Here is a 25,408-nt window from a genome sequence, read left to right on the forward strand (position 1 = left end):
GTTTTCAGGAGTATTCCGGGCTATCGGGTATCTTGGTAATAAATATGATGCAATTTGGAAGGCTATAACAACATTCTGAGAAAGCTCAACGAGTTTACCAAAAAGTATTACATCAAACAATTGATTAAGGGTAGCTTATTGTTTTTAGCACTTGGATTACTTTTTTTCTTAGGGGTGATGTCTTTGGAATACATGCTGTGGCTAGGTCAAGATTGGAGATTGGTGTTGTTTTTGGCCTTTGTTTTGGTGGAGCTTTTCTTGGTGTACAAGTTTATTCTGGTTCCCATATTTTATCTTTTCAAAGTAAAAAAGGGTCTTTCAAACAGGGATGCGGCTGAACTGATTGGGAAGCACTTTCCAAAGATTGATGACAAGCTGTACAACCTTTTGGAACTTGCGGAGAATAGTGAGCAATCTGAATTGTTGTTGGCGAGTATTGAACAAAAAAGTACTCAACTTGATGGTTTTGCATTCGTAAATGCCGTTGACCTAAAGGAAAGTGTTGGGTATGCCAAATATGTGCTCATTCCATTGGCAATCGTTGCTTTTATTTGGATTTCTGGAAACATAGCGGATTTTTTTAATTCCTATAACAGGGTGGTGAACTATGATATGGCGTATGAGCAACCCGCACCGTTCGAGTTTAGGATTCTGAATGATAAGTTGGAAGTGCTGGATAACCAACCGTTGACCATTCAGGCTAAGATAATCGGTGATGTTCAACCCGAAAATGTTTACATGGTGGTTGATGGCGAACAGCTGTTGCTTCAGAGACGGGGAAATGTTTTTCTTCATACGTTTGTTGCTCCAGTGGCCGAAAGCTCGTTTTATTTAACAGCCAATGGTTGGGATTCCAAAGCGTACAAGGTTAAAAGCTACAGCACCCCATCCTTGGTGGATTTTGAAATGGAACTTGATTACCCCAGCTACACCCAGCGACCATCGGAAGTTGTTAGTGGTTCTGGTAACGCGGTCATTCCAGAGGGGACCAAGGTGTCTTGGAAGATTGAAGGAGTTCATGTTGAAGAGATTAATATGACTCTTAAGGATTCCATTATACCCCTTATCAAAGAAGGGGATACGTTTACTAATAGCATGAGTGTTTACAATAACTTGGGCTATGAATTGAGCACATCCAACAGCAATGTAAAGGATTTTGAGAGATTGGGGTATCAATTGGATGTGATTAAAGACGCATATCCTTTGGTTGAGGTGGAACAGGTTTTGGATTCTATAAACCTTAATCAGTCTTTCTTTACGGGACAGGCTTCTGATGATTTTAAAGTCAACGAGGTACGGGTGGTTTGTTTCCCTGTCGACGATAGGGAAAAGGAGCAAAGGGTTGTTCTAGAATATCCTAAGGCTAGCATGCACCAGTTTTATTACACCTTTCCTTCCGGACTGACTTTGGAGCAGGGTAAAAATTATAAACTGTACTTTGAAGTTGTTGATAATGATGGACTTAGGTCGGGGAAGGTGAGTAAAAGCAAGGTGTTTAACACCAACTTGTTTAGCGATAATCAGCTGAAAAACAAGGAGTTAGAGTTTCAAAACTCTGTTTTGAACAACCTGGATAAATCTTTGGAGAAATACAAGGAGCAACAAGAAACACTTTCCAAAATCAATGAGAAACAGAAGGAAGAGACAGGTTTAAGTTTTGAGGATAAAAACGAGATAAAGGACTTTTTGGAAAAGCAGGAATTGCAGGAGCAATTGATGGAAAAGTTTAGCAGACAATTGAAGGAAAGTCTTGATAAGGAGGAGGTATCCGATGACATGAAGAAACTACTTCAAGAACGATTGGAGCGACAGGAATTGGAAGCTAGAAAGAATGAAAAGTTATTGGAGGAACTTAATAAGCTGTCTGATAAAATTAATAAGGAAGACTTAAAGAAGAAGCTAGAAGAGATTGGTAAGAGTCAGCGTACTAGAACAAGGAATCTTGAGCAGATTTTGGAGTTGACCAAACGCTACTATGTTACTGAGAAGATGAATCAATTGGCTCAGGAACTTGAAAAGCTCTCTGAAAAACAGGAGCTGTTGTCCCAGATGAAATTGGGGGATTATTTGGACAATAAGTTACAGAAAGAATTGAATGAGAAGTTCAATGAGTTGTCCAAAGAGTTGGATACACTACGGAAGGACAATGACAAACTTAAGAAGCCTCTAGGGATGGGTGTAACTCCTAAGAAACAGGAAGCCGTAAAGAAAGACCAGAAGGATGCCTTGGAGGAAATCAACAAGCATCAAGGAAATGAGGAGTCAGCTGGGGATAATCAGAAGCAAGAAGCGGGAAATAGACTTTCACAGAAACAAAAATCCGCGGCACAGAAGATGCAAGAAATGAGCAGTGCACTACAACAAAGTTCGATGGGCGGCGGAGGTTCTTCGGATACTGAGGATGCGGAAATGCTTCGACAGATTTTGGACAATTTGATAACATTTTCTTTCAAGCAGGAAAACCTTTTTGAACATGTTGAGAGTTCAGATGTTGATGTCTCCCAGTTTTCAAAAACAGTGCGTGATCAAAAGGAGCTTAGAAGACTGTTTGAGCATGTGGACGATAGTTTGTTTGCATTGTCGCTTCGAAGAGTAGAGCTGTCGGAGTTTGTCAATGAGCAAATAACGGAAGTGTATTATAACATTGATAAATCATTGGAGAGCATTGCTGACAATCAAGTTTTTCAGGGAACTTCTTACCAGCAATATGTGATTAATGCAACCAATTCCTTAGCTGATTTTTTGGCAAATATCCTGGATAATATGCAGCAAAACATGCAATCTGGCCAAGGCAGCGGTCAGGGAGGAGGAGATTTTCAATTACCCGACATTATTCAAGGCCAGAAAGGGATTCAGGAAAAGATGAATGGATCTGGTGAAGGGAAACAAAGTGAAGTTGAAGGTGAGGGAGAACAAGGAAAAGGGAACCAAGGAGAAAATAAAGAGGGTGATTCCGAAGGAGATAGTGGAGGTGAAAACGGCAAGGAGGGGAACTTTGAACAAGGAAAGCAAAAGGGAGGCGAGAATGGTCAAGGGGGAGATGGAAACGATGGATTGGGTGAAATGGAACTAAGTGAGATTTATGAGATCTATAAGGAACAGCAACAAATAAGACAAGAGTTGGAAAAGCAGCTGGAAGATATGATTAACAATGCTGACAGGAATTTGGCCAAAAAGCTAGTTAGGCAGATGCAAGATTTTGAGAATGACTTATTGGAAAATGGAATAACGCAACGAACACATAATAAGGTTAACGCCATTCAGCACCAGTTGCTAAAACTTAAAAATGCTGCTTTAAAACAAGGCAAGCAAAAGGAAAGGGAGAGCAATACAAATGAAAATAGATTTTCCAATCCGATTATTACCAAACCCGAAGTACTTAGGGATGATGGGAATGACATTGAAATATTAAATAGACAAGCATTACCTTTGCGGCAAAATTACGACAAGAAGGTCAAGGTTTATTTTAAGAATGATTGATTTCCATTATGAGTCTGAGTTTCAGTTGGAGGGAAAAACCAAATACTCCGATTGGATTACTAGAGTTATTGTTTCAGAGGACTTTCTAGTAGGCCAGATTGATTATATTTTTTGTTCAGATGAGTACCTGTTGAACATCAATCAGGAATACTTAAACCACGACACTTTTACGGATATTATAACCTTTGATTATTCGGAGGGGAAGGTGCTTTCAGGGGATATTTTTATTTCCGATGAGAGGGTTCGAGAGAACGCTAAAGAATTTAAAGTTCGGTTTGAGAATGAACTTTTAAGGGTTATGAGTCATGGTGTTTTACACCTAATGGGATATGGCGATAAAGGCGATGATGAGAGGAAAATTATGCGCAGGAAAGAAGACGAAAAGATTAAATTGTTCCACGTGGAACCATAGTTATGTTTGAGAAGGAATATGATGTTATTGTTGTAGGAGGAGGACATGCCGGAGCGGAGGCTACAGCTGCCGCTGCGAACATGGGGTCCAAAACATTGTTGGTGACCATGAATCTCCAGACCATTGGTCAGATGTCGTGCAACCCTGCTATGGGCGGAATCGCAAAAGGCCAGATTGTACGTGAGATTGATGCGCTTGGAGGCTATAGTGGAATTATTACGGACAAGTCAGCCATTCAATTTAAGATGCTGAACAAATCCAAGGGACCTGCAATGTGGAGTCCTAGGGCGCAGAATGACAGAATGCGTTTTGCAGAGGAGTGGAGGCTAGCATTGGAGAACACTCCAAACGCTGATTTTTATCAGGAGATGGTCTCGTGTTTGTTGGTAGAAGGTGATAGGGTGGTTGGAGTAAGAACATCCCTTGGGATTGATATTAGGGCTAAGGCGGTCGTCCTTACAAACGGGACTTTTTTAAATGGTCTTATCCATATTGGAGAGAAACAATTTGGTGGTGGCAGGGCCGGTGAAAAAGCCGCAACAGGTATTACGGAACAATTGGTTGACTTTGGTTTTGATAGTGGAAGAATGAAAACCGGAACGCCTCCAAGAGTTGATGGAAGATCATTGGATTATTCAAAGATGATCCCACAACCAGGAGATGAAACTCCCGATAAATTCTCTTATCTGGAGACTCCCGTTTTGTCAAAACAGCGCGATTGTCATATGACGCATACCAGCGCTTTGGTTCATGATTTGTTGCGAGAGGGGTTTGATAGATCTCCAATGTTCAACGGAAGAATTAAAAGTATTGGACCACGATATTGTCCTTCAATTGAAGATAAAATACATCGTTTTGCAGAGAAGGATGCCCACCAGATTTTCGTCGAGCCGGAAGGTTGGCAAACTGTTGAGGTTTATGTAAATGGATTTTCGACGTCCTTACCCGAGGACATCCAATATAAGGCCCTTAAATCCGTCAAAGGTTTTGAGAACGTGAAGTTCTTTAGACCGGGTTATGCAATTGAATATGATTACTTCCCGCCAACCCAACTAAAACACACCCTGGAAACCAAATTGGTCAGCAACCTTTATTTTGCTGGACAGATCAATGGAACTACCGGTTATGAAGAAGCGGCTTCACAGGGACTCATGGCGGGGATAAACGCCCACCTTAAAATCAATGAAAAGGAACCTTTCATTCTTAAAAGGGACGAGGCATACATCGGGGTATTGATAGATGATTTGATTACAAAGGGAACGGAAGAGCCCTATCGCATGTTTACTTCGAGAGCAGAATACAGAACATTACTACGACAAGATAATGCCGATTTAAGATTGACACCAAGAAGCTTTGAACTGGGATTGGCCTCAGAAGAGCGTATGAAGCGAATGGAGATTAAACAAAACAAATCAGCAAAGTTTGTCGAGTTTTTCAAAAAGACCAGCTTTGTTCCGGATGAAATAAATCCGATTCTGGAATCTATAGCTTCGTCAACTGTAAAACAATCTGATAAACTTTTTAAAGTCTTTTCTAGACCAAAGGTGACCATGGATCATATGTTGAGTTTGGATGCGGTCGCTGAGTACGTGAATAAAAATGAATTAAATACTGAGGTTTTGGAGCAGGCTGAAATTCAAGTTAAGTATTCTGGGTATATTGAAAAGGAAAAAAATAATGCGGATAAGCTTCATAGACTTGAAAATGTAAAGATTCCTGAGAATTTTGATTATACTAAACTTAAGTCCCTTTCCTATGAAGCAAGGGAAAAGCTGGAAGCAATTAGACCTGTAACCATTTCCCAAGCATCTAGAATAAGTGGCGTCTCTCCATCCGACATTAGTGTATTGCTTGTGTTTTTAGGACGTTAGGTATTTTTTGTTCCACGTGGAACATTTTTAAACTTAATCCCTTTATTTACGCATGGCCTGGTTTTTGATTGATGTAAGCCATCAAACCAAAAGATCATGCGCAAAATACTACTCCTAAGCCTAGCTTTGCTTTTTATCTCATCCTGTATCCCTCTCAGAATTGCCCCGAACATCAAAAACTATAAAATAAAAAATGGTAAAAGGTTTAAAAGAAACTTACCAAAGAAAACAATGTTCATTTTTGAGGATCCAAAAGATGAAAATGAATTTTACAACTATATCAATACAAGGTTTCAATTAAATGACCATTATGTAGATGTTGAGGTGCCTTTTGATTTGGATGGTAAAACGTTCTATTTTTCTTTTTATGAGGTTGAGATACCTACCAAAACCATAAATCTGATTCCAATTGTGATCGATGGTGTTTTAAGTCAAACAACGGAAATGGATCCCATGTTGGAAGAGGTGCATACTTCACGAATTGGAAATTGGTATATCGCTATGGAAGTTTTTACCAAAACAGAAAAGGATTGTTTACATGAAGATTCCATTTATAGACCACAGCTTTTGACGTATCTTTCACAGCTCAAAGATGAATATTTGAATACGGTCAATTATAATGAAGTTGTTTTTAAGAACTAAAGATTATTCCGTTTCGGGAGAAGACTTTGAACTAGTGTATGACACTGACTTGGACATGTTGGTAACACAACCCCAACCACAGGATAGCTCTCCTTACTACAATAGTGAAGCTTACATTTCACATACGGATTCCAGCTTGTCGTTTACGGACAAATTGTATCAAGGCATTAAGCACTATAGTCTTAGGAAAAAGATTCAACTAGTTGATTATCAACTAGTTGAATCAAAAAAACTACTCGATTATGGAGCTGGAACAGGTGATTTTTTACTACAAGCGAAGTCCAACGGATATGAGGTAGCGGGTGTTGAACCGAACGAAAAAGCTAGAGCCAAAGCGGCCTCAAAGGGAATCAAACTCCATAAAAGCATTGTGGATTTGGATACAGGTTCTTATGACGCGATTACATTATGGCACGTATTGGAACATCTACCTAATTTGGAGGAGCAGATAGAACAGATTTCAAACTTGCTGAAGGCAAATGGAGTTTTGATTGTTGCGGTTCCCAATTACAAATCCTTCGATGCCAAACATTATGGAGCCCATTGGGCAGCCTATGATGTCCCGAGACACCTATGGCATTTTTCCAAGACATCGATAATTCGCCTCTTTGACAAACGGAACATGGAAGTTGTTTCTATCAAACCGATGTTGTTCGATGCGTTTTATGTTTCCCTGCTATCGGAAAAATATAAAAAGAACAAGTTGTATTTGTTCAACGCTTTCTTCTTGGGTCTGTGGTCGAATATCAAAGCTTATTTTTCCAAAGAATACTCATCGCTCATATACGTGATAAAAAAGAAAAATTAAGCATTTCTAAGCCCATATTTGGCTGTTATCCTTCTTTTGCTTGTATTGACCTGAACAAAAAAAGAAAGTGGCTCTAAGCCGCATTTCTAAAGCCTACAGGAATAAAGTAAACTTATAGAAAAGTGGAATTTAAATAGAAATTCCTTATAGTGTTGGAAATAGGGAATTTTGATTCCTTGCGCGATAATGTGAGTCATTAAAAAAGCTTTTCTATTTTTGCGCATCTTTAAACCGGACAAATGAAAAAAGGTATAGTATTTATAATTGCTTTGACAGCAATGGCATGTCAACAGAACAAGATTGGATATGTCGATAATTTGAAGTTGATGGATGGCTATCAAGAGAAGATAGATGTCGAGGCCAAGTTCAAAACCAAAGTTGAGGCGCTGAACAAAAAGAGAGACAGTATTTCACAGGCATTTCAATTGGAGCTGCAAGAATTTCAGACCAAAGCCCAAAAAATGTCCCAGAAAAGTGCGCAGGAAGAATACGCATTGCTACAACAAAGAGGACAATTTGTAGGCCAACAGCTGCAACAGGAAGAGCAGTTGCTACAAAAGAATAGCCAAACCGAGATGGATTCCATAGTCAGTAAGGTCAAAAAAGAAATCAAGGCGTATGGAAAAGCCAACGGGTATACTTATGTTCTTGGTGGTGGTGATGGTGGTGCGGTTCTTTATGGACAAGATGCCAATAATCTTACCACTGAAGTGCTAAAGATTCTGAACGACAAATACAAAAAATAGGAACTGGAGTCACCAAAGATATGTTGGCCCGCTCTATTGAGCGGGCTTTTTTTATTCCCAATAAATTCTAAAAATGATGTAAGGTTTCAGCGTGATTTTGTAGCTTGAATGGCCACTAAGAATTATCCCGATGGGTGCTTGTTACCAAAGACTAAACCTGCTTTTCATTTCTTGCTTGCTGTCATATTCCTTTACTTTTTCTCAAGAGGCTGATACGGTTGGAACGGAACTTTTGGCAGCGGAAAAAGTGTACCTGCAACTTACTTCAAAAGAGTATACTACCAATCAGACGATTTGGTTTAAGGCCATTGTAACGGACTATCAAAACCATACCCCTACCAATCTCAGTGGGGTATTATATGTCGATTTAATAAATCGAGAAGACAGCATTGTAGCGCATAACGTGGTTAAGCTGACCAACGGCATCGGCAAGGGCAGCTTTGATTTGGATGAAGATCTGGCCGGTCGCTTTTTAATCAGGGCTTATACACGATGGAACCAGAATTTTGGTGATGATCATACTTTCAAGAAGTACATCAATATCTATTCGTTTACAGAGCACGGGAACACATATACGTTTGACGGACTAAAACCTGCTCAAAATCTTGAAGAAAATATTGCCTTATCCGGTTTGGACTTACAATTTTTCCCTGAGAGTGGGAAAATGATTCATGGTTTTGAAAACAAAATTGGCTTTAAGGCTTTGGGTTTTGATGGAAAGGGAAGAAAAATCAAAGGGGAGGTTATTGATGGCACAGGAAAAAGAATAACTTCCTTTAAAAGCAACGATTTGGGCATGGGTACATTTCGTATGCCCGTTGACAGCAACTCAACCTACTACGCAAAAGTAGGGCTCGCTAACCGTTCGGACGATATCCTTTTTCCTTTACCAATAGCCCAAGCTGGAAGTATCCTGTCGATTGAAAAATTAGGAGAAAAGATAAGGTTTAGCGTTAGTTCGAATGCGCTTAAAGACAGCGTAGCTGTGAAAGCGAGCTGTAGAGGAATGGATTATTATTTGATAGAAGGCGCCTTGCACAATGGAAGATTGGTTTCGGACTTGCCATCGAAAAACTTCCCTAATGGAATCATCGTCTTCACCTTGATGGATAAAGGGGGCAAACCAATTGCCGAAAGACTTTATTTTAATCATAGAACAAAGAATGGGCTGCAACTTGCAATTGATACCGACAAGGTCGAATATGGAAAACGGGAGCAGGTAAAGTTGGATATCCGACTCAATGGGCAACAACAGAACGCAAGCACAAATGCTTCGGTCATGGTACTTCAAAAAACTGAATGGCGAGAAAGTATTGATGGTTCGATAGTGTCGTTCTTTAATTTGGAATCGGAACTAAAAGGAGCTATTGAGAATCCTGGAAGTTATTTTGATAAGGACAATTCTGACCGCTTTAAGGATATGGATGCGCTGCTGTTGACCCAAGGATGGCGCAATTATAAGTATCCTTCGAAAAGGCAGGGCAAGCGTTTTTTTTGGCCGCAACCAACCCTAGACATCAAGGGAAGAGTGGCCCCACTCTCCTCTAAAAAGAGGATCTCGGAAAAAACAGATTTGACATTAACAACTTTTGGCAAAGAGACAACTGTATATACTGCCGAGGTAGATAGTTTTGGGAATTTTCAATTTATGCTGGATGACACTTTCGGTAGTAAGATGCGATTTTTACTTCACGCAAACTCAAATGGAAAACGAAAAAGGAATCTTAAAATCACAATTGATTCATTTCCCAAGCCTAAAACTACATACCTACCTAATCCGTTTGCGCAAAAAGCGGATACCATTACCAAAGCTTTCTTGGAAAACCAACAAAACCAGAACAGAATAGAGATGGTCTTTGATTCACTTTTCGGAGTTACCCAATTGGATGAGGTTGTGGTCGAAGACTATAAGTTGACCCCTGAACGAAAAGCGCTTTATGAAAAATATGGCGAGCCTGATGTTATAATAACAGGGGATTCTCTTGAGCAAAAGAAGCAAAAGTGGTCTTACGGAATATATAGCATACTCTTGTTTAATTATGGAGACGAGGTTCAGATTGAAAGATTCCCCGATGGTTTTATGTTGGCACATGTCGCCGGGGGCCCGACTTTGCTCATGGTAGACGGCAGGTTGTTACAGAGCCATGAATATGGACATGTTCCCCTAATGCCACCGGAAGTGGTTGAAAATATTGAAATTATAAAATTCGCCAAGTTCTTCAAGTCCAGGTATCTGACAGTATTTCCAGAAACCGACCCCTTAATGGCACCCTATGTGGGACATATTATTTCTATAACCACTAAGGGCAAAGTTGGAATTCATGCCACAAACAAACCCATTCCCGGGACACTTGACACCACCATGGAAGTATTTTCTCCCGTGAAGGAATTTTATGCTCCAAAATATGACAAACCTGTTCCGGTTGACGAGCAAAAGCCGGATTTAAGGTCATTGCTACATTGGAACCCTAATCTTATCATCGATGAAACCGGAAAAATTTCTGAGAGCTTTTACAATGGTGATCTTACTGGTGATTTTGTCATAATTGTTGAAGCCATTTCGGAAGATGGTCAGATAGGATATCAGGAAAAAACATTTTCAATCGAAGAATAAGAATTCAATAGTATAATCCATTTTGTTGAATTGATGCAATGGCCCTTTTCTCATGGGACAATACTTCCTCATATTCCATTTCACTAAGGTTGCTTTCCACACCTATGAACTTCATGGCGTATCCATTCAACACTTCTTCAAAAATCAATTTAGCTCTTTCCGCATGATAATCCGAAGTGATGATGGTCAGTGCAACTTCAGTGTTGAGCTCAGTCAACACAGTTTTCGCCTTTACGGCATCGTCCACAGTGTTTTTTGATAGGGCAAATTCCAAAAACGCACCTTCCGGAACACCCTTTTTAACGAGGTAGGCCTTTGCATAGTGGGCATGTGGCAGTTCGGCGGTATTAAAATGAGGGCTCCAACCACCTGTGCAGAGGACCCAACTTTTCTTTTGGAACAAATCTAGGCAACGGCCAAGACGACTTATTGCTATGGGACCCAATTCTCCCGAAGCAGAATTTGGCGACCCCAAGACAACAAGTACCTCTTGCATTTTTTATTGTAGTAGATAGATCAGAAAAATGGCAGGAATAAAATAGACCACAATGGTCTTGGCACCTTCATAGTCCTTGGCAACCCTTTGCCCCAAAAGTAAAAACAGCAACGTGATTGCAGAAAGCAATGCACCGCAAAAGGCCATATTACTTTCGCCGGAAGCTATGAACTGGAATGCACCAACGGCACACAGAATACCCGAGATCATTTCCATCAAGAGTATAATTCCCAGCAAAAAGGGAACCAGACCATTGAAAATACTTTTAGAAAAATGGTTCTTTAGCCACGTGACATTTCCCTTCCAATCCATGATTTTGTCAATGCCACTTTGCAACAGGGTTATGGTCAAAAACAGGAGAATTAGAATTTGGGCGGCGTTAGATAAGATATGTTCCATTGTCATGCTATTTTAAGCCGCCTTCGCGTGAAGAAGCCGGGTCAGTTTTATCGAAAGATCCGTAAATATGATTTTGGAATTGCCATTCCGTTCCACGTGAAAAATGGCTTTTTCCAATTCCTCCACGATTTGCTCAATATTGTTCTCATGGACAAAGGGAGCAAACTTGGAGAGGTCAAACTTTTCCATATGTATTTTAAGATACACCAATTCGTTGGCTTGATAGTTCAACAATAGTGCCTGTCTCATGGCCCTTAAGCAGTAATTTAAAAATTGCTTCTGGACTTCCCTGCCCGTTTTCGCCACCTCGTCGCTCCAAAGAATCAATTCTTGGATTGCTCCTTTGTTCCCTTTTGCTTTAAAAGCACTTCGTACCCACTGCACAAACCAACGTTCAAAGACCAGGTCTTCCGAATCCTTGTTCATCAGATCCAAGGCCTTGTTAAAGTTTCCATTGGCTTCATGGGCAATGGAATTCGCCTCACTTTCCGAAACACCTTTACTCAAAAGCGCATTGGCGATGGCATTTTCAGCCAGTGGGGGGAAATGCAAAATCTGACAACGGGACCGAATGGTATTTATGATTTGTTCTTCATCTTCGGCGATCAGGAGCAACATCGTTTTTTCAGGAGGTTCCTCAATCAATTTTAAAAGTTTGTTCGAAGCCGCGATGTTCATCTTTTCGGCCATCCATATGATTAGGATTTTATAACCGCCCTCATACGATTTCAGGGAAAGTTTTTTAACGACATCCTGGGCTTCGTCCACCCCAATTTGGCCCTGTTTTTTTTCGATACCGATTAGCCGGTACCAATCGAACAAGTTGCCGTACGGTTGTTCCTTTACAAATTGCCGCCAATCCTCTAGATAGTGATCACTTACGGCGTGCGACTTTATTTTGTCCGAAGTGGACACCGGAAAGGCGAAATGAAGATCCGGATGTGTAAGGGAATTGCATTTGGTGTTGCAAACAACGTTGTCACCTTCATTCTCTCCACCACTATTACCGCACAATAAATATTGCGCGTAGGCGATGGCCATCGATAAGGTTCCTGTGCCTTCTTTTCCAACGAACAATTGTGCATGGGCCACACGACCTGATTCGGCGGTTGACACCAAATGGGTTTTAATGTGCTCAAGGCCCAAAACATCTTTAAACAACATGTTTCAAAGATACATTTTTTAGGTTCTGGTGCATGAAACACTTTTTTTGTTGGAACTTTAAAATTATAAGCATCAGAACCCACCGGAAAAGCAGGAAATCTTTACATTTGACCTCGCCATAAAATCAAACAGATGAAGACCATAGACGACTATAATTTTGAAGATAAAAAAGCGTTGATCCGTGTAGATTTCAATGTTCCTTTGGATGGGGAATTCAACGTAACGGACACTAGCAGGATTGAAGCGGCCACGCCGACCATTTTAAAGGTTTTGGAAGATGGAGGAAGTGCAGTTTTAATGAGCCACTTGGGTAGACCAAAAGGTCAGGTGAATCCAGATATGTCCTTGTCGCATATTTGTGAAAAGGTTTCTGAAATTGTTGGGGTCCAGGTGAAATTTGTAGATGAATGTGTTGGAGATAATGTGGCCCAGGCCATTGCTGACCTTCAAAGCGGAGAAGTGCTTCTTTTGGAAAACCTGAGATTTCACGCTGAAGAGGAAAAAGGGGATGAAACCTTTGCAGAAGCACTTTCGAAAAACGGGGATATTTACGTAAACGATGCCTTCGGAACAGCGCATAGGGCCCACGCTTCAACAACTATTGTGGCTAACTATTTTCCAGGGAACAAATGCTTTGGATACTTGCTTGCCAAAGAGATAAAAGCAATTGAAAAAGTAATGCAAACAGGTGAAAAACCTGTAACCGCGATCTTGGGTGGAGCAAAAGTCTCTTCGAAGATCACCATCATTGAAAACATTCTGGATAAGGTCGATAACTTGATTATTGGTGGAGGAATGACCTACACTTTCATCAAAGCCCAAGGGGGCCAGGTTGGAGATTCCATTTGCGAAGATGATAAAATGGAATTGGCACTTGATATTTTAAAACAGGCAGAAGCAAAAGGGGTCCAGGTCCATTTACCTGTTGATGTTCTCGCGGCGGACGCTTTTGATAACAATGCGAACACCAAAATTTTGGATGTAAATGAAATTCCAGAGGGATGGCAAGGGCTGGATGCTGGACCACAATCCCTGGAAATCTTCAAAAAGGTGATTTCGGAATCCAAAACCATTTTATGGAATGGTCCGGTAGGGGTTTTTGAAATGGAAAATTTTGCCAAGGGAACGATCGCCATGGGAAACTATATTGACGAAGCAACGCAAACTGGAGCTTTTTCGCTTGTTGGCGGAGGGGATTCGGTTGCTGCGGTAAAGCAGTTTGGCTTTCAGGATAAAGTAAGTTACGTTTCCACGGGAGGAGGCGCCATGCTCGAGAGTTTGGAAGGAAGAACCCTTCCCGGTATTGCGGCAATATTGGGCTAACACCCACGTTATGAAGTAATAGGCAAGGCGCTATTTTATGATATGTTTTAGACTGAAAACTTTAATATTTCAGAAAAAAACATCATTTTCGTTTGCCCCAAAACCAAACCTTGTCCAAAATGAACCAAAAATTTAAAATCGCCCTTTCGGCGACACTGCTCTTTTCAGCTTCATTCCTTAGTGCGCAGGAAGTGGATTCTACAGTGGTAAATCAAAATGGAGAAACAAAGACTTTACCCCTTGTAACTGATAAGGATTCTGTTTCCGTACTACCCATTACGGATTTAAAGATTCAGCCAAACCAGATTGATGGGCAGCAGATTGTTAAGTCTGACAAGGACAATAAATTCCACCTTAAAGATTTACAGGAAGCCAGAAATTATGACAGCCTATGGTTAAAGGAGTTACATGCCAGTGCACAGTTGTTTAGCGAAATGTTGCTTGAGGTACAAAATCCGGCAAGCGAAGAATTGACCATAGTCGATTTGCCAACAGACACCTTAAAGGCCAGATTGGCAAGAATGGATGAAAAAACGCCTTTCAACATTTCTTATAATCCTTCATTGGAACGCGTGATCAAATCTTTTTTGGTACGCAAAAAGGACCTGATGCAGCGCATGATTACCGCAAGTCAGTTCTATTTTCCACTTTTTGAACAAGAATTGGACAACAATGACATTCCCTTGGAAATAAAATATTTGGCCATTGTGGAATCGGCATTGAACCCACGTGCAAGATCACGGGTCGGAGCAAAAGGGCTGTGGCAGTTTATGTATAGCACCGGAAAAATGTATGGTTTGGATGTAAGTAGTTATGTTGATGAAAGACATGACCCCATTTTGGCAACCAAGGCAGCCAGCAAATACCTATCCAAACTTCATGATATTTTTAATGATTGGGATTTGGCCTTGGCCGCTTACAATTCTGGTCCTGGAAATGTGAACAAGGCCATTAGGAGGTCGGGAGGGTACAAAAACTACTGGAATATTAGAAGAAATCTGCCCCGTGAAACTGCTGGCTATCTTCCAGCATTTTTGGCAACCATGTACATTTTTGAGTATGCCGATGAACATGGCCTGCAATACAAAAAAGCCGAGAGACCTTATTTTGAAACGGACACAGTGCATGTGAAAAACCTTATCACCTTCGACCAGATTTCTAAGTTGGTGGATATCAGTACAGAGGAGTTGGAAATGTTGAATCCAGCCTACAAATTGAACATCATACCAAAAATCAAGGGCAAAACCTATACACTAAGATTGCCCATTACCAAGATTGGAAAGTTTGTGAGTAACGAGGAAGCCATTTATGATTATGCAAAGAAAGAACTGGATTCCCTTGAAAAACCGTTACCACAGCTTGTGGAGACCAAAAACCAGATAAGATATAAAGTACGGAGTGGGGACTATCTTGGTAAAATAGCGGAACGTTACGGCGTTGGTGTAAGCCAGATCAAAAGATGGAATGGTTTGCGTAGCAATAATTTGAGAATCGGACAACGACTTACCATATTTCCTAGAAAACCCTACATTCCAAAACAAACGGTAGCTAAAAAAAGCACTTCAAAATCAGCTTCCGGTACGGTTGCAGGGGGAGCAAAAGTGCATACTGTGCAAGAAGGCGACTCCCTTTGGACAATCTCAAGAAAGTATCCCGGAGTTTCTATTGAAAATTTACGTGAATGGAACGGTCTTAGCGGTAATAATTTAAAACCCGGCACAAAACTGAAATTGTGCGATTGTTCTTCGTAAATTTAATGCAAGATGAAAGAACGAGTGCAACGAGTGGCTGCATGGAATCTTAAATTTTCAAGCAATTTATTTACGATTAGTTGAAAATTTTAAACAGATGAAAAGATTAGGAATACTATACCTCACCATTATCGCTTTGGTAATGGCAGCATGCAATGATTCAGGACCGAAAAAGCGATTTCTCCCACCTTCCACCGGGGGAATCAATTCCTTGATGGTGGTTATGGATACTGAACTTTGGAAGGGTGGTGTTGGAGACAAAATAAGGGAACATTTCGCAGCTCCGGTACGCGGACTTCCGCAAGGGGAACCGAAATTCACGATAACACAAATTCCACCACAGGTATTTAAGGGAGCTACCGCTTATTCCAGATCGGTGCTTTTTGTGGAACAAGACACCCTTTCATTGGCACACATAAAAACAAACGTGTATGCCAAACCCCAAAAAATTGCTGTAATCAAAGGAGAGACCTATAACGATTTTGCCCATAACCTTGATTCATTGGCCGGGATGGCCATTGCGGCTTTTAAAAAGGTTGAAATTGGAGAAGCGCAAAAACGCTTTACACGTTCATTGAACAAGGAAAAGGCCTTTGAGGAAGAGTTTGGAATCAGCCTAAAAATCCCATCATTATATAAACTTGGTAAACGGGAGAAGAATTTTGTTTGGATGGATATCCAGATTCCAAAAGGAACTATGAACATTTTGGCGTATTCGATGCCTTGGGACAGTTTCTCTAACGATTCCACCTTTGTAACCGACATTATAAAGATGCGGGATTCCATTGGGAAAAAATATATTCCGGGACCTTATGATGGAACGTTTATGATGACGGAAAAGGCATTTTCACCCTATATCTATCCTGCGCAGATTGGCGGGAAAAAGGCTGCAGAAGCTAGAGGCATTTGGGAAATTAATGGATACCCAATGGCAGGCCCTTTCTTGACCTACATTATTAATGATAAGGAGAATAACAGAAAACTGATACTTGAAGGGTTCACGTTCGCCCCTTCCGAAGAAAAACGGGATTATATGTTCGAACTTGAGGCTATTTTAAAGACCGTAAAGTTCGAATTAGGTTCTTGACCACAATTGTAAGCAAGACAAAAAAGCCCAGTTGTATCTCCCCAGATGTCCTGGGCTTTTTTGTTCTTTAAATGCTTAAAAGGGATTTTTTAATCAAATGCAAATCCAGTTGAAATTCTATAAACGAATGCGTAAAGCACAATAAAGAACATTACAAAGCTGAACCATGCAAAGATTTTAAAATATCTTTCCAATAGATAATGACCCAGGTTTCTGAATCCTTCTAAATAAATTTCTTTTACGAGTAATAGTTTTTTCATAAGTCGAGTTTTTAAGATTTAAAGACAAAGCAAAGATTAGATCAAATTCATCAGTCCGAAAAACAACCAGATGAAAGGCCAAAAATGAATGATGAAAGTCCTGCTAAATCTCAAAACACTATAAAGTATAGCTTTTCATCGATGAAATGCATAGGATGGAAAACGGGATGTCGAGGGGAACTATCGATGTAATGCATTCTTTTGAAAGTATGGTCATAAAAAAAGCCCCTTCTCGGGGCTTCTTATAACGTTGTTTCGTCACATATCGACGATTATGAACTCGGATCGCCGGTTTTCTTGATGTCGCGCCCTGGAGCACCGTTTGCCATCTCCGCAGTCATTGAGCAAACGCTCCTCCCCATAACCAATGGCACTTTGTATACGCATAGGGTCAATTCCCCTTGAGATAATATAATCCCGTGTAGATTTGGCCCGTTTGTCCGAAAGGTATTTGTTATAGGCCTTTTTACCAATGGCATCGGTATGGGATTCAATTTTGATCACCATATCTGGATATTCCCGCATCACCTCAACAAGTTTGTCCAATTCATGGGCCGCTTGCAGTTTAATGTTATACCTATCAAAGTCAAAGTAGATGGTTTCAGTCTCTATCTTTTTAACATTCTTCTCCTCTACGATAATCTCCTTTAGCTTTTTTAGGGATTGCTTAATGTTTACGGTTATATTGTTCTTTGTAGAGATATTTATTTCATTTTCAAAATACCCATCTTTAATTGTTTTGATCGTATAGTTGGTCAAAGGTTTTAGATTTTTGAAAACAAAAGTTCCCTCTGGAGTAGTTTTCGCTTCAGCAACAATTACCTTATCCCTATTGAACAAGGCAACGGTGGCCTCGGCCAAAATTTCGCTTGTATCATCATCTTCTACGATCCCGGCTATGGAGTTCAGGTTTTCGATAAGTTTAAAGGAATAGATATCATCGTCCCCCTTGCCCCCTTTTCTATTTGAAGCGAAATAACCTTTCTCTCCTTTTTTGTCAATAATATAGGAGAAATCATCCCGATTACTGTTGATGGGTTCTCCCATATTGACTGCAACCCCAAAAATGTCTTCTGCATAATCCGATTGATAGATGTCCAGCCCGCCAATGCCCATATTTCTGTCCGAAGAAAAATATAGCGCGTTTTCCGTTATATAGGGAAACATTTCCTTTTTGCTGGTGTTCACGGTTCTACCTAAGTTCTTTGGTGTGGAAAAACGGCCATTTTCATGGATGTCCACCATATATATATCCGTACCTCCATAACCCCCCGGCATGTCTGATACGAAATACATTTTTTTACCATCAGGACTTATGGATGGGTGCCCATTGGAGTAGTTCTCACTGTTAAAAGGAAGTTCAACAGGGTCGGTCCATTCGCCCTCAACCAGTTTTGAACGGTAGATTTTAAGATGATTGACACCATTTTTACCACGCTTCAATTTTTTTCCATAGTTATTTCTGGTAAAATAGATTGTTTTTTGATCAGGGGAAAAAGCTACGGAAGCCTCGTGATACTTAGTATTGATTTTTTTCGAGAATTTCTTGGAGCCGTTCAACTCTTCTCCTTGTCCATCGCTTTTGGCAACATAAAGATCCAAGAAAGGCTGATTGTTCCACCGGTAGCGCCTTGTGGTCAAAAAGGAAGAATCAAGAGCAGAGGCGTAAACGACTTCAGAATCGTTATGGAACATAGGTGAAAAGTCGGAATACTTGGAATTGATGGCCAGGTTTTTGATTTTAATTTGAACTGGACTTTTAAATGTCATCATTTCCTCATCAATGTCTTGGAAGGGTTCGTTTCGTTGCTGCCTAAACATCTTGGTAAGCTTTGCGGCCCGACGATACCGACCGGTTCCTTTGAGGGTATGGGTGTATTTAAAGAATCTATCCTCGGTTATCTCATCCGTAAAGGTCTCATAAAGCTCGTGGTACCACTTGTATGACTTTTCAAGGTTTCCACTATAGTAGTGGGAATCACCTGCTTTGGAAAGAAGTTTGAAAGTGTGCTTTTCGTTACTTTTCTCAAGCACTATGTCATAAACCCGGGCCGCTTCGGCAAACCACATTTTGTCGTAGTATTCATCGGCGGTTCTTATAAGCTTAGCCGTGATTCCTTTCTTTTGGACAAATCTGGTCAGGGCACGTTTGCTCATTCCCTCCAATTGCTTGATGAAAGGGGCCTGCACGGGCATACCGGCATCCTCGGAGCTAACTTCCCCAGTAAACAGTTCTTCGTCCTCGAACTGCAATAGGGATAGCTCCTGGGAGTTAAGCCCAAATGAACCTAGAAGAATTAGGATTAGAATGAGGTTTTTCATAATCTTTCCACAACACCAAATAACACTGGTGGTTGACAAAAGTGACCAACGTCGTAAAAGTGACGTAAGTCTCAACTGCTAAAATAAAATATGGTAATAGCGTGGATAACTTTTTGTTGTGAATGAGATGTTTTACGGCGTGTAGGCGTAAAAAATGTGGTTTTTTATCGATGAACCCTTTAAATACGGGGCATTGATTGCGTAGGAAAAACCTTTATAAAAAAATGGAATTAGGAATCAGACTCCTTGCCGCTCTCCAATTTTTCGTCTTCTTTGGAAGCGTCTTTAAATTCTTTGATGCCACTACCCAAACCTCTCATGAGTTCAGGAATCTTTTTGCCTCCAAATAGCAAAAGAACTACTAAAACAATCAGTACAATTTGCCAAGGACCTAGCATACCAAGAAAAAAAGTTTGAGCAATCATAACATCTACACCTTTAAATGAGGGGTAAAATTACTAAAAAGAACTGTAAGCCCCCACATCATTAACGAAAATTAGCGTTTCGTGGTGGATGTCGGTGGTATTAGGACGGTTTGAAGTATTTTAAAAAGCTTAACAACCAAAATAAAAATCAAGAACTATCTTTGTCCAATATGGCACGGGACAAGAAAAAGAGAAAAGAAATAAAACGTAAGCTGCTGCATAAGTATCGGCTGGTGATATTGAACGAAAGTACCTTTGAGGAAAAGATATCCTTTAAGCTTAGCAGGCTGAACGTTTTTGTAACAGGAACACTTTTTATAATTGTCCTAATTGGGCTTACCACCCTAATAATCGCATTTACTCCCTTAAGGGAGTATATCCCTGGCTATTCCTCTACCCGTCTTAAAAGACAAGCAACCGAATTGACATATAAAACGGATTCTTTGGTAACTGTACTAAACTATACTAATCGGTATTTAGATAATGTAAGACTTGTTTTGAGAGGAGATATTGAAAATAATGAGGTAAATCGCGATTCACTTTTCGAAAAATACAAATTGGACCCTTCAACAGTTGATTTGACTCCAATTCGCCAAGACTTGCTGCTTAGGGAGGAAGTTGAACTGGAGGACAAATACAATTTGTTTGAGCGGGATGCCGAAAATGTTGGGACTTTATTATTTTCACCTGTAAATGGCACATTGTCACAACGTTATGACCCTGAAAACAAGCATTACGCCGTTGATGTAGTTGCGCCAAAAGACACTCCGGTCAAATCCATTGCGGATGGAATCGTGTTATTCTCCGAATGGACCGCCGAAACAGGATATGTAATCATTATCGAGCACCAAGACAATAATCTTACTTCAGTATACAAACACAATGGCTCATTGAGCAAAGCTCAGGGCGATTTGGTAAAGGCTGGGGAGATTGTTGCATCTATTGGAAATACTGGAGAATTGACCACCGGACCCCATTTACATTTTGAACTTTGGAGAAAAGGAAAACCGGTAAACCCCTTAAACTATATTGATTTTAACTAAATGTCGTTAAAAGCGTTTGGGGCAAAACTCTTTGCCAAGCATATATCCAAGAAAACCGCTAAATGGGCAAATGACTCAATTAGAACCCAGCAAAGTGTATTTCAACACCTGATTTCCACTGCAAAACATACCCAATTCGGAAAGGATCACGGTTTTGACAAGATCAAAACACATCGCGATTTTGTTCAGAATGTTCCCGTAAGGGATTACGAAGCACTAAAAAACTATGTTCAGGAGATAATTGATGGTAAAAACGATGTTTTATGGCCCAATAAGCCCATCTATTTTGCAAAAACCTCAGGGACTACTTCCGGGGCCAAGTATATCCCCATAACAAAAGAATCCATTAAATACCAGGTGGAGGCTTCACGAAATGCGATTCTGTCCTATATCCATGAGACAGGGAACGCCGATTTTGTGGATGGAAAAATGATTTTTTTACAGGGCAGCCCAATTTTAGAGGAAAAAGGAGGTATTAAATTGGGTAGACTCTCTGGAATTTCAGCGCACTATGTGCCCAACTATTTGCAAAAAAACAGACTTCCAAGCTGGGAAACCAATTGCATTGAGGATTGGGAAACCAAAGTGGACAAAATCATAGAAGAAACGGAAAACGAGGATATGACCGTGATCGCGGGGATACCTTCCTGGGTGCAGATGTATTTTGAAAAACTCAATGCCAAGTCTGGAAAAAAGGTGGTGGAACTCTTCAAAAATTTTCAATTGTTCATTTATGGAGGAGTGAATTACGAACCGTATCGGGCCAAATTCGAAGATTTGATGGGCAAAAGGGTGGACAGTATTGAACTTTTTCCGGCTAGCGAAGGTTTTTTTGCCTATCAGGACTCCCAAAAAGAGGACGGGATGCTTTTATTGCTGAATTCCGGTATTTTCTATGAATTTATTAAGGCTGATGAATTTTTTGAAGAAAACCCAAAACGATATACCATTGGCGATGTGGAGCTTGGGGTCGATTATGCTATGGTGATATCAACAAATGCTGGACTTTGGGGGTATAACCTAGGAGATACCGTTCGGTTTGTTTCTTTAAAGCCCTATAGAATAGTCGTTTCTGGAAGAATAAAGCATTTTATATCTGCCTTTGGCGAGCACGTAATAGCCAAAGAAGTAGAGGAAGCTATAAAATATGCCATAGAGAACTCAGATGCTTTGGTAAATGAATTCACCGTTGCACCCCAAACGGCTCCAAAAAATGGCGAATTACCATACCATGAATGGTACATTGAGTTTGAAAAAGCTCCATCCGACTTGTTGAGGTTTTCAAATCATATCGAGGAAAGTATGAAAAAGCAGAATAGCTATTATTTCGATTTGATCGAGGGGAACATACTTCAATCTCTTATAATCACCCAGATTCGCACGGGTGGATTCCAAGACTATATGAAAGCCATTGGCAAGTTTGGTGGGCAAAATAAGGTGCAAAGACTATCCAATGACAGAAAGGTAGCAGAAGGTTTGGAACCATTTCAGTTATAACTGGTTAAACACAAAGCCCAAGCACCAAATTCCAATCTTGTTTCCTCAGTTATCGAGGACTTTCTGACAACATTTGTGTAAATCGGCGCAATTCGTGTCAATAAAAACAGAAACTCAAAATCCCCTCCTTTACATTTATCAGCCGGGTTTGGACAAGTAAAATACGATATGAACTTTTCCGATATATTAATTGGGTTGCAACAGTGCTACTTTAGTAGGAATTCATGTATTTTTGCCAGAACGATTTATGGCAACCAAAGTAAAACAGACTACACGGGCACAAGAATCCACTAATGCCATTGAGCGCATGTACATTACCATGAGACACCTGCTCAACCGTGGATTTTACAAACCATCAGGCGTTTCAGGAAATGCACTTAGAAATGCTCTTTTATTGCTTAGACCTGAGATTTATGGCTCAATCGCTGAGGAAAAAGCAGAGCTAAACGGCCTCATATATGTATTGGAAAGACTTCCCAAGGGAATAGAAGAATGCAGGTTTATCAATCTTACTTCTGATGAGGGATTTTCCAAATCACATTTAAGGGCTATCGTACCTCCAAAACGAAGAAGAAATTGCTATCGTATTGACGATGAGCAAATGAATATTGAAATAACCCGCGGGCGAAGTGATATCTATGATATTTTGACCCACCTTACTTTTTTGTTCATCGAATCTGGAAAAATTAGCAAAAGGGTTTTGGTTGAGGATGGAACGGCAACCATTCGTGATTGGGACAAGCTGGCAGATTTTGTCCAAAGTGATGAAAAAGAAGATGCTGAAAGAGAAATCGCTTTGATCCATACAGCCAATATTTTAGGTAGGACATTTGATGAGGTAGTTGAACTTCATGACAAATTAAAGACATCACAAGACCAAGATCGGTTTTTGGATGTGATTTTTTGGTTGGGAAAATTAGCCATTGAGGAAGAAACTACAGGAAACAAACGTACAATTACCTTTAGCCCCTTGCTTCGCGAGCGATTAGGTCATCACATTCACGGTGAACGCTGGGCAAACCTGATCAAGGAAACATTGAGCAATAATAATTTGCTCCATAGGCCCATTCATATCATAAGTGCAAATATGCACAGTGTCATGAATTCGTTGTTTGCCAAAAAAGCACTGGCAAAAGAGTTTCCGGATACGAAATCCTTGAGCATTTATGAAGCATTGAGCTCATCGGGAAATAAGGACTTACGAAAGAAGGTGATGAACGCCGGCTCAAAAAATGGGATGATTTTCATCGATGATACTTCCGGGGCAAATATCGATGTACAGATTTTTGATTCAGCTAAGTTTGGGAAAGGTGCTTGTTGCTATGAACTTCCGAAAGATATTCCAGAAGATGAAAAACCAGTTATCTTCGTTATGGATTATGCCTTTGGAGAACAAGCGTATGAAACCATAGACGAGCTATTAAAACCTTTGGAGCAGGACGGCCAAAAAAAGTTTTTGAACGTAGACTCCATATCGATTATGGGAAAAGCCGGAATTTTGGAAGGAGGTAAAGGTGATTTGATGATTCCGTCGGCACATATTTTCGAAGGAACAGCCGATAACTACCCCTTTGAAAATGAACTTTGTGCAGCGGATTTTGAGGATCATGGATTAAAAGTTTTGGAGGGAACCATGGTAACCGTATTGGGGACCTCACTTCAGAACAAAGATATATTAAGGTTTTTCTACGAATCCACCTGGAGTGTTATTGGACTGGAAATGGAAGGAGTACATTACCAAAAGGCCATACAGTCAGCTTCCAAGGTGAGAAAGAGCATTAAGAAAGACGTAAAGGTCAGGTATGCCTACTATGCTTCGGACAACCCTTTGGAAACAGGAAGTACATTGGCCTCCGGAGGATTGGGAACTACCGGGGTAAAACCTACATATTTGATTACAGACAGGATTTTAAAACAAATATTCAATTAGAAAAAATGGCAGAGCACTCATCAAACCAAAACACATCGGAAGAGATTGATTTGGGACAATTGTTTCAAATTATAGGAAGAGGTTTTCAAAAGTTCTTCAACTTTATAGGAAGCATCTTTAAGGGGTTGTTCCATCTATTGATTTTGTTTCTACTTTTTATTCAGAAGCATTTCCTAATTCTTTCAGTTGCAATTGTTGCAGGAGGTGTTGGAGGATATTTCTTGGACAACCATTTACCTGAAAAGTATATTTCCAAGATGGTGGTTGAACCTAATTTCAACAGTGTCCAGCAACTATATAACAACATTGATTTTTATAATGACCTGGCAAAGGCCCAGGACTCTGTAGCATTGGCCTCGGCTTTGAATATTTCTACAAATGAAGCGGCAAGCATTAAAAAGATTTTTGTGGACTCATATTCGGATGAAAATCAAAAAATAAAATTATTCGACAATTTCATAAAGGAGTTGGATACCACAACAATTAAGACTATTGACTTTGAAAATTATCTTAAAAACTTTAACTCTTTAGATGCAAGGTTTCATCAAATTTCATTAATAAGCACGAATAATCTGGTCGCCAAAAAAACGCAACCATCCATTATAAGCTCTATCTCCGTCAATGATTACTTTAAACTACAAAAAAAGGTGAATGATGAAAACTTGAAGCTTCAAGATTCCATCTATATGCAGCAGCTCACTGAAATAGATTCTCTTCAGAACCTATATAAAAGAGTTTTGGAAAAAGAAGCGGAAAAACCGATGCAGGGAACAAGTATTAATCTTGCTGAAAACGGAGAATCACAAAACAAAGAACTGGCTTTGGTCCAGGAAAGGGAGGTTATCAAGGAGAAATTGGTCGACCTTAATGAAGAACGGGCCAACAAATCGGAAATTTTGAATATTATTAGTGATTTTCCAGCGAGGGGGGTAGAAATGAAGGGTTTCTGGAACAGATATCTTTTTGTATTTCCTCTAGTTTTGTTGCTGATTGTGATTGGAGCACTGACGGTAGTTCAAATAAATAAATATCTCCGAAATTACAGTATCGATAGACTTTCCTAAAATGTAAAACAATAAAAACGACCCGTTAAACGTATTTGTTTGTCGACTACGACTACTACTGTACATATTTGCAT

The 25,408-nt window shown here is 40.1% G+C and carries 20 protein-coding genes; 14 read left to right on the forward strand and 6 right to left on the reverse strand.

All coding sequences use genetic code 11. The features are described 5' to 3' along the window. The first annotated feature begins 54 nt into the window (after positions 1-54). From ACULLH_RS01685 to ACULLH_RS01715, 7 genes are all read left to right on the forward strand, one after another. Complete coding sequence (locus tag ACULLH_RS01685) at positions 55-3,480, forward strand: hypothetical protein (protein WP_454086990.1); 3,426 nt, start codon at positions 55-57, stop codon at positions 3,478-3,480. Next, a complete protein-coding gene (gene ybeY / locus ACULLH_RS01690; protein WP_454086991.1) occupies positions 3,473-3,892 on the forward strand; it encodes an rRNA maturation RNase YbeY in 420 nt (139 codons plus the stop codon). The genes ACULLH_RS01685 and ybeY overlap by 8 nt, the downstream gene beginning before the upstream one ends. Positions 3,893-3,894: 2 nt before the next feature. Next, positions 3,895-5,763 carry a tRNA uridine-5-carboxymethylaminomethyl(34) synthesis enzyme MnmG gene (gene mnmG, locus ACULLH_RS01695; RefSeq protein ID WP_454086992.1) on the forward strand — a complete coding sequence of 623 codons (1,869 nt, stop codon included), beginning with the start codon at positions 3,895-3,897 and terminating at the stop codon, positions 5,761-5,763. 96 nt (positions 5,764-5,859) lie between these two features. Further along, positions 5,860-6,405 (forward strand): hypothetical protein, encoded by a 546-nt coding sequence (locus ACULLH_RS01700; RefSeq protein WP_454086993.1) that lies wholly within the window; start codon positions 5,860-5,862, stop codon positions 6,403-6,405. Further along, positions 6,383-7,213 carry a class I SAM-dependent methyltransferase gene (locus ACULLH_RS01705; RefSeq protein WP_454086994.1) on the forward strand — a complete coding sequence of 277 codons (831 nt, stop codon included), beginning with the start codon at positions 6,383-6,385 and terminating at the stop codon, positions 7,211-7,213. Before ACULLH_RS01700 ends, ACULLH_RS01705 begins: the two co-directional genes overlap by 23 nt. A 239-nt stretch (positions 7,214-7,452) precedes the next feature. Further along, a complete protein-coding gene (locus ACULLH_RS01710) occupies positions 7,453-7,959 on the forward strand; it encodes an OmpH family outer membrane protein (RefSeq protein ID WP_454086995.1) in 507 nt (168 codons plus the stop codon). A gap of 130 nt (positions 7,960-8,089) precedes the next feature. After that, positions 8,090-10,573 (forward strand): hypothetical protein, encoded by a 2,484-nt coding sequence (locus ACULLH_RS01715; protein ID WP_454086996.1) that lies wholly within the window; start codon positions 8,090-8,092, stop codon positions 10,571-10,573. 4 nt (positions 10,574-10,577) lie between these two features. Here ACULLH_RS01715 and ACULLH_RS01720 read toward each other — a convergent pair whose 3' ends face one another. The 3 genes from ACULLH_RS01720 to ACULLH_RS01730 are packed head-to-tail and all read right to left on the reverse strand — an operon-like array spanning position 10,578 to position 12,632. Beyond that, the gene (locus ACULLH_RS01720) at positions 10,578-11,069 is read right to left on the reverse strand and encodes a YdcF family protein (RefSeq protein WP_454086997.1); all 492 of its coding nucleotides are present in this window, start codon (positions 11,067-11,069) and stop codon (positions 10,578-10,580) included. A gap of 3 nt (positions 11,070-11,072) precedes the next feature. Next, positions 11,073-11,468, reverse strand: a complete 396-nt coding sequence (locus ACULLH_RS01725; protein WP_454086998.1) for a DoxX family protein — start codon at positions 11,466-11,468, stop codon at positions 11,073-11,075. 12 nt (positions 11,469-11,480) lie between these two features. Then, positions 11,481-12,632, reverse strand: a complete 1,152-nt coding sequence (locus ACULLH_RS01730; protein ID WP_454086999.1) for a DNA polymerase III subunit — start codon at positions 12,630-12,632, stop codon at positions 11,481-11,483. A 132-nt stretch (positions 12,633-12,764) separates the two neighbouring features. On the opposite strand from ACULLH_RS01730, the gene ACULLH_RS01735 reads away from it, so the two are divergent. From ACULLH_RS01735 to ACULLH_RS01745, 3 genes are all read left to right on the forward strand, one after another. Further along, the gene (locus ACULLH_RS01735) at positions 12,765-13,955 is read left to right on the forward strand and encodes a phosphoglycerate kinase (RefSeq protein WP_454087000.1); all 1,191 of its coding nucleotides are present in this window, start codon (positions 12,765-12,767) and stop codon (positions 13,953-13,955) included. A gap of 119 nt (positions 13,956-14,074) precedes the next feature. Then, positions 14,075-15,706 carry a LysM peptidoglycan-binding domain-containing protein gene (locus tag ACULLH_RS01740; RefSeq protein WP_454087001.1) on the forward strand — a complete coding sequence of 544 codons (1,632 nt, stop codon included), beginning with the start codon at positions 14,075-14,077 and terminating at the stop codon, positions 15,704-15,706. Between the two features lie 97 nt (positions 15,707-15,803). Continuing rightward, on the forward strand, positions 15,804-16,793 hold the full coding sequence (locus ACULLH_RS01745) for a DUF4837 family protein (protein ID WP_454087002.1): 990 nt from the start codon (positions 15,804-15,806) through the stop codon (positions 16,791-16,793). Between the two features lie 89 nt (positions 16,794-16,882). On the opposite strand, the gene ACULLH_RS01750 is transcribed toward ACULLH_RS01745, so the two are convergent. The 3 genes from ACULLH_RS01750 to tatA all read right to left on the reverse strand — a co-directional run bounded on the left by ACULLH_RS01750 (position 16,883) and on the right by tatA (position 19,800). After that, positions 16,883-17,053, reverse strand: coding sequence for a DUF6747 family protein (locus tag ACULLH_RS01750; RefSeq protein WP_454087003.1), 171 nt, complete (start codon positions 17,051-17,053; stop codon positions 16,883-16,885). 258 nt (positions 17,054-17,311) lie between these two features. Then, positions 17,312-19,375, reverse strand: coding sequence for an OmpA family protein (locus ACULLH_RS01755; RefSeq protein WP_454087004.1), 2,064 nt, complete (start codon positions 19,373-19,375; stop codon positions 17,312-17,314). A gap of 230 nt (positions 19,376-19,605) precedes the next feature. After that, complete coding sequence (tatA, locus tag ACULLH_RS01760; protein WP_305069276.1) at positions 19,606-19,800, reverse strand: twin-arginine translocase TatA/TatE family subunit; 195 nt, start codon at positions 19,798-19,800, stop codon at positions 19,606-19,608. Positions 19,801-19,970: 170 nt separating this feature from the next. Here tatA and ACULLH_RS01765 point away from each other — a divergent pair, with 170 nt between their 5' ends. The 4 genes from ACULLH_RS01765 (at position 19,971) to ACULLH_RS01780 (ending at position 25,334) form a co-directional block, all read left to right on the forward strand. Then, entirely contained in the window at positions 19,971-20,843 is an 873-nt protein-coding gene (locus ACULLH_RS01765; RefSeq protein ID WP_454087005.1) for a M23 family metallopeptidase, read from the forward strand. Next, positions 20,844-22,340 carry a GH3 family domain-containing protein gene (locus ACULLH_RS01770; RefSeq protein ID WP_454087006.1) on the forward strand — a complete coding sequence of 499 codons (1,497 nt, stop codon included), beginning with the start codon at positions 20,844-20,846 and terminating at the stop codon, positions 22,338-22,340. 247 nt (positions 22,341-22,587) lie between these two features. After that, positions 22,588-24,270, forward strand: a complete 1,683-nt coding sequence (locus ACULLH_RS01775) for a DUF6909 family protein (RefSeq protein ID WP_454087007.1) — start codon at positions 22,588-22,590, stop codon at positions 24,268-24,270. Positions 24,271-24,275: 5 nt separating this feature from the next. Further along, positions 24,276-25,334, forward strand: coding sequence for a hypothetical protein (locus tag ACULLH_RS01780; protein ID WP_454087008.1), 1,059 nt, complete (start codon positions 24,276-24,278; stop codon positions 25,332-25,334). Positions 25,335-25,408 lie beyond the last annotated feature (74 nt).

Source organism: Flagellimonas sp. 2504JD4-2, assembly GCF_053642935.1.